This window comes from Shewanella indica (genome assembly GCF_002836975.1).
In the GTDB taxonomy this organism is placed as follows: Bacteria; Pseudomonadota; Gammaproteobacteria; order Enterobacterales; family Shewanellaceae; genus Shewanella; species Shewanella indica.
This window is the reverse complement of sequence record NZ_NIJK01000002.1, coordinates 308-6,044: the sequence shown is the minus strand read 5'-3', so window position 1 is coordinate 6,044 and position 5,737 is coordinate 308. Positions and strand designations below refer to the sequence as shown.

The window sequence follows — 5,737 nt, the reverse complement described above, 5'->3', positions numbered from 1 at the left end:
ATCGGTCGCAGTTGATTCAGATGCCGCCGCAGCTTTTTTGGCCTTGGCTTTGGCAACCGCTGCCGCGATACGGGCCTGTTTGCTGTCATCGCTTGCGGTTTGTTTTGTCGCTTGACTTGCGACTTGGTTTACTTCGGCGCCTTGCGCTGATCCCACGTCATTATTATCGGTCGCAGTTGATTCAGATGCCGCCGCAGCTTTTTTGGCCTTGGCTTTGGCAACCGCTGCCGCGATACGGGCCTGTTTGCTGTCATCGCTTGCGGTTTGTTTTGTCGCTTGACTTGCGACTTGGTTTACTTCGGCGCCTTGCGCTGATCCCACGTCATTATTATCGGTCGCAGTTGATTCAGATGCCGCCGCAGCTTTTTTGGCCTTGGCTTTGGCAACCGCTGCCGCGATACGGGCCTGTTTACTGTCGTCGCCTGCGGTTTGACTTGTTTCGGTGGCAGTAGCTTGAGCTTCGCGAGAGTCAGTATCTGCCTGGCTTGAGGCTGCAGCGGCCTTTTTCGCCTTGGCACGGGCGATAGCCGCTGCTACTTGAGCTTTTTTGTCCGCGCCAGGTGTTGTGGCTCCAGCTGCATTATCTGTCGTCGCATCAGCAACTTCATTGGCAGCAGTGCCTTGTGCTGCGGCCTTTTTGGCCTTGGCTCTGGCAATCGCTGCGGCGACATCGTTCTTTCTCTTGTCTGCCTTTGGCTGGATAGCTGCCGATTCGGCGGTGTCGGCCGCTTTTTCTACCGGTTTAGCCGTGGTCGCCACAGAGGCTTCGGCGGCTTTTTTCGCCTTGATCCTGGCCATAGCCTCGGCTACGGCATCTTTCTCACCACTGCCCATGGCGGCGCGGCGCTTATCGGCTGCGGCTTTGGCCTTGGCTTCCCGCGCCTGTTTCTCGGCCTCCAGCCGTTTGAGCCTGGCATCGAATCTCTGCTTGGCCTGCTCGGCCAGCTGTTTCTCTTCGTGATTACGCTTAATGGCCGCCTTGGCAATGCGGTAATACTCCACCAGAGGAATATCCGATGGGCAAACATAGCTGCAACAACCGCACTCGATACAGTCTCTGAGGTTGTAGGCGCTGGCCTTGTCGTATTCTTCGGCTTTACTGTGCCAATAGAGTTGCTGGGGCAATAGCGACGCCGGGCACACCTGAGCACATTCTCCGCAGCGAATGCAGGCCTTTTCCTCGGCCGGAGGGCTGATTTCGCTGGTCGATGGCACCAAGACACAGTTACTGCCCTTGAGCAGCGGCACTTTGATAAGGGGCAGGGTGTAGCCCATCATGGGGCCGCCTATGATGACGGTATCCTGACCGCTGGCGGTAAAACCACTTTGCTCCAGTATATGGGCTATGGGCGTGCCCAGTGGCACCCAGTAATTACCCGGCTTGGGAATATTGCCGCCGGTCACAGTGACAACCCGCTCTATGAGAGGCTTGCCCTGGCAAACGGCTTCGCGAATGGCGAAGGCGGTGCCTACGTTGTGCACTACTATTCCAAGTTGCGCCGGAATGGCGCCGGAAGGCACTTCTTGTCCGGTAATGATCTGGATCAGCTGTTTTTCGCCGCCGGAAGGGTATTTGGTCGGGATCACAGTGATCCTGATGCTGCCTTTAGGCAGATGGCAGTTATCCAGCGCCTGCTGCATCGCCTGAACGGCGTCGGGCTTGTTATCCTCAATGGCGATAATCACCCGTTTGGGATTTAGCAGCCCGTGAACAATTTCAATGCCGTCCAGAATTTCGCTGGCGTGTTCGCGCATCAATCTGTCATCGGCACTGATATAAGGCTCGCATTCCACGCCGTTGATCAACAGCAGTTCAATTTCACTGGCGGGGTTGAGTTTGATGTGAGCCGGAAACATGGCACCGCCCAATCCGGCTATCCCGGCTTGGCGAATGCGGCTGAGGATCTGCTCGCGGCTCAGTGCTGAGACCTCTTGCTGCTCAAAATCTATGGCTTGATCCTGGCCGTCGGCTTCCAGCACACAGGTCAAGACCGGCAGGGCAGAAGGGTGGTTGCTCGGTCTTTGCTCTATGGCGCGAATGATGCCTGAGGTGGGGGCATGCACTGCCAGATACATGGCGCTCAGTCCGCGGGTCAGCGCCTGGCCCTTGAGCACTCTGTCGCCCACTTTGACTTCGAGCACGGCGCTGTCACCAACCTGGGGCACAGGCAATAAGAATTCGCTGGCAAGTGGTAGACGCCCAATAGGACTGCCGTTGGAGAGGTCTTTCATCTGCGGCGGATGAATTCCGCCGGTCAGGCGCCACTGAGTTCCTTTATCCAACTGTTCGAGTAATGTCAGCACGGCTTATCCTCTTCCACCAACTTCACTGGAATTGCGTTAAGCTGCCAGTCCCAGGTTTTCAGATCCTGTTTCACCGGGATCATATCGATACAATCCACAGGGCAGGGTTCAACACAGAGATCGCAGCCGGTGCAGTTGCTGGTCAGGACTGTGTGCATCAGCTTGCCCGTGCCTATGATGGCATCTACCGGACAGGCCTGAATGCATTTGGTACAGCCGATACATTCCTCTTCACGAATGTAGGCGACCTTTTTGACCTGGGTTTCAACACTGGCATCGAGAGGCTCGGGATCGACCCCCATAAGATCGGCCAGTTTCTCCATAGTGGCGGTACCACCCGGCGGGCAGCGATTGATCTTCTCGCCGTTGGCTATCGCCTCGGCATAGGGGCGGCAACCAGGGTAGCCGCATTGACCACATTGGGTTTGTGGCAACAGGGCTTCGACCTGATCCACTATCGGATTGCCCTGAACTTTAAACTTCTCGGCGGCGAAGCCGAGTAAAACGCCGAATACCAGCGCCAGCAGAGACAATAAAATGACTGCAATTAGCATGGAAGACATAACTCTATTTGACTAAACCGGTAAAGCCCATGAAGGCCAGCGACATCAGGCCGGCGGTGATCATGGCGATGGCGCTGCCTTTGAAAGGTGCGGGCACATCAGCCGCCGCCAAACGTTCGCGCATTGCCGAAAACAGGATAAGCACCAATGAAAAGCCGGCGGCAGCGCCGAATCCATAGACAGCACTCTGCATAAAATCGTGGTTTTCATTGATATTCAGCAGGGCTACGCCCAACACGGCACAGTTGGTGGTGATAAGTGGCAGATAGATACCCAGCGCCCTATGCAGAGTCGCACTGGTTTTCTGCACCACCATTTCGGTGAACTGTACCACCACTGCGATAACCAGAATAAAGCTCATGGTGCGCAGGTAGCCGAGCTCGAAGGGCAGCAGCAGATACCGGTTAACCAGGTAGCTGAGAATGGCGGCCAAGGTCATGACAAAGGTAGTTGCCATGGACATGCCTATGGCTGATTCCAGCTTGCTGGATACCCCCATAAATGGGCACAGCCCAAGGAATTTCACTAATACAAAATTGTTGACCAGCACAGTACCAATCAACAACAGGAGATACTCACTCATCTCATTACAGGTGTTGTGACTTCTTGGCGGTTATTATCAGTGTTTCAGTGGTCATAAACAACATATAGAAAGCAGGGTTTACCTTCTTTGCGCCCTTAATGAGTCATAAACGGCATTAATTTCTGTTCATTTCGGCGAGGTCCAGCTGTTGGGGCCTGGCAATGTAGAAGCCTTGCATACCATCAACCAACAGTTTTTCGACGACCATTTTCTCTTCCTGGCGCTCTATGCCGCAGGCTATCACCTTGACACCACTGCGGCGGGCCACATCGACCAGCATGCGGACAAAGAACTGGTTATTGGTATCTTCATCTATTGCCTGGGTATAGCTGGGATCCAGTTTGATATAGTCGGGGCGCACCTCACGGAAGAATTTGAATGAGGTAAAACTCATGCCGAAACGCTCTACCGATACCCGGCAACCGACGCTATGCATGGCGCGAACAAACTTGTGACTGGCGGCCAGGTTACCTTGCATGCCTGCTTCGTTGATTTCGAACACCAGTCTTGAGGCTAATCTCGGATGTTTGGAGAGCAGATCTTTGGCCCAGGCAATAAAGCTTTCTTTGGAGGCTGAGCCCGGGCTCAGATTGACGCCGATATTACCGCTGAGGTTTGGCAGGCTCTGCAGTAGTTTCAAGGCGCTGAGTAGCACCAGTTTATCCAGCTCTTGGCTCATGCCGTGACGTTCGGCCATGGCGATCACTGTGGCTGTCGGTAGAAACTTGCCTTCACCGTTGTAAAAGCGTGCCAACAGCTCACGGTAGCCATCTACCTCGCTGCGACAGGGTTGAATGGGCTGTTGGTAAAATTTGAGTGCCCGGCGCTTCAGCAAGTCTTCAATGGCCAGTTTCCAGCGGTTATCGCCGAGTGTTTCATTCAGCAAATTTTTATCCTGGAATTGCACTGCATTCGGACCCAAGGTTTGCGCCACATTGGCGGCGGTATCGGCCATGGCAAGAGTGCTTATGGGATCTTTGTCGCTGGCGTAGGCCACTATGCCGCTATGGGCGATGGAGTCGGTTTGCAGTTCTGCTTGGTATTCTTCCAGCTCACGCTTGAGCTGGGTGGCAAAGGTTTGCGCGTCTTTCAGCACAATTGAGGGGACAAAGATGGCAAAGTCAGTACTGGCAATGCGAAAGCTTTCGCTGTTGTTGTAACCCTGGAGTGCCCGGCGAATACAAACCGCGACGCGGGCAAGATAGTCATCGCCGCCCTGACGGCCGCGCAGTTGATTGATATGGCCAAGCTCGGTGGCTTTTACCAGGATTAGCACCCCAATCTGGGATTTGCCGGAAAGTGATAACTGTTGCAGTTTTCCGGTGAAGTGTTGGCGGGTGCCAAAGCCGGTTATCGGATCTTCGTAGGCGAGTTTTTTCAGCGATAGGTTTTCTGACTCAAGTTTCTCAAACCGCTGCTTTATCAGCTGCCGACTTTGTTCCAATGCTTGCCCCAAGGGCCTGAGCTCACCCCGAAAGCGGCTCTGTGCCAGCGCATTGAACTCACCTTGAGACATCTTTGTCAGATAGTCGGCCGCATATTTAAGGACACTTTTGTGGCGTTTCATCATCAAGGCAAAGATTAACGCCAATACCAAATAAAGGGGCAATAAGCGCAATCCGTCAAGCCAGAGGGTATGGATCCCTTGTTCTCGAAGAGGGCTGAGGTCGGGCTTAAGTAACACTCGCCCGGAAGCGAAGCGGTATTGGGATTCGAGTTGCAATGGCAGTAGATAATATTGCCAGTTCATCTCCGGCAGGAAATGTCCTCGAGTGAGATTATTCTGACCATCGACGTCATCAGTATATTGAAAAAACTGCAATGACACTCTGTCTTGTAATTGCCGGTAAAAGATAGCGGCATCATCTGCGCCCTGGGCTTGCTCTTGCGCTTGTTGTAATCGCTGTAACAGGACATCAGCTTGCTGCTGCAACACCTGCCGCTCCTGTTGCAACAAGACCAAGCCGGTTGCCAGAAAGCTCAATAACAGTAACAGTTGAAAAAAGCGCGAAATGCCCATCTTTTCCAGAATTCAGACTAGGTTAAAGGGATGTCAGAATTGTATACGTATTTGTTATAAATACAAAACGCAGGAAGAGATAAGATGGCTCCCCTGACTGGATTCGAACCAGTGACATACGGATTAACAGTCCGCCGTTCTACCGACTGAACTACAGGGGAATTGAAATTTTCAGGGGGCAAAATCGAAGTGGCTCCCCTGACTGGATTCGAACCAGTGACATACGGATTAACAGTCCGCCGTTCTACCGACTGAACTACAGGGGAA

4 protein-coding genes and 2 tRNA genes are annotated in these 5,737 nt (G+C 53.4%); all 6 read right to left on the bottom strand.

From position 1 onward, the window contains the following. Nucleotides 1–2,304 (bottom strand): electron transport complex subunit RsxC (rsxC, locus tag CX650_RS00235; protein WP_101094689.1); only part of this gene is annotated, 2,304 nt, incomplete at its 3' end. After that, nucleotides 2,298–2,867: an electron transport complex subunit RsxB gene (gene rsxB / locus CX650_RS00230; protein WP_025010231.1), complete on the bottom strand. Its 570-nt coding sequence runs from the start codon at nt 2,865–2,867 to the stop codon at nt 2,298–2,300. The genes rsxB and rsxC, both read right to left, overlap by 7 nt. A gap of 4 nt (nt 2,868–2,871) precedes the next feature. Beyond that, nucleotides 2,872–3,450, bottom strand: coding sequence for an electron transport complex subunit RsxA (gene rsxA, locus CX650_RS00225; RefSeq protein ID WP_039033981.1), 579 nt, complete (start codon nt 3,448–3,450; stop codon nt 2,872–2,874). Between the two features lie 115 nt (nt 3,451–3,565). Next, complete coding sequence (locus CX650_RS00220) at nt 3,566–5,470, bottom strand: EAL domain-containing protein (RefSeq protein WP_101094688.1); 1,905 nt, start codon at nt 5,468–5,470, stop codon at nt 3,566–3,568. 85 nt (nt 5,471–5,555) lie between these two features. Next, nucleotides 5,556–5,631: transfer RNA gene (locus CX650_RS00215), tRNA-Asn, on the bottom strand. Between the two features lie 29 nt (nt 5,632–5,660). After that, nucleotides 5,661–5,736: transfer RNA gene (locus CX650_RS00210), tRNA-Asn, on the bottom strand. Between the last annotated feature and the right edge of the window lies 1 nt (nt 5,737).

Bases quoted from the DNA above. Each gene is read 5' to 3' on its own strand.
- rsxB (WP_025010231.1), bottom strand. From the start codon at position 2,867: ATGTCTTCCATGCTAATTGCAGTCATTTTATTGTCTCTGCTGGCGCTG.
- rsxA (WP_039033981.1), bottom strand. From the start codon at position 3,450: ATGAGTGAGTATCTCCTGTTGTTGATTGGTACTGTGCTGGTCAACAAT.
- CX650_RS00220 (WP_101094688.1), bottom strand. From the start codon at position 5,470: ATGGGCATTTCGCGCTTTTTTCAACTGTTACTGTTATTGAGCTTTCTG.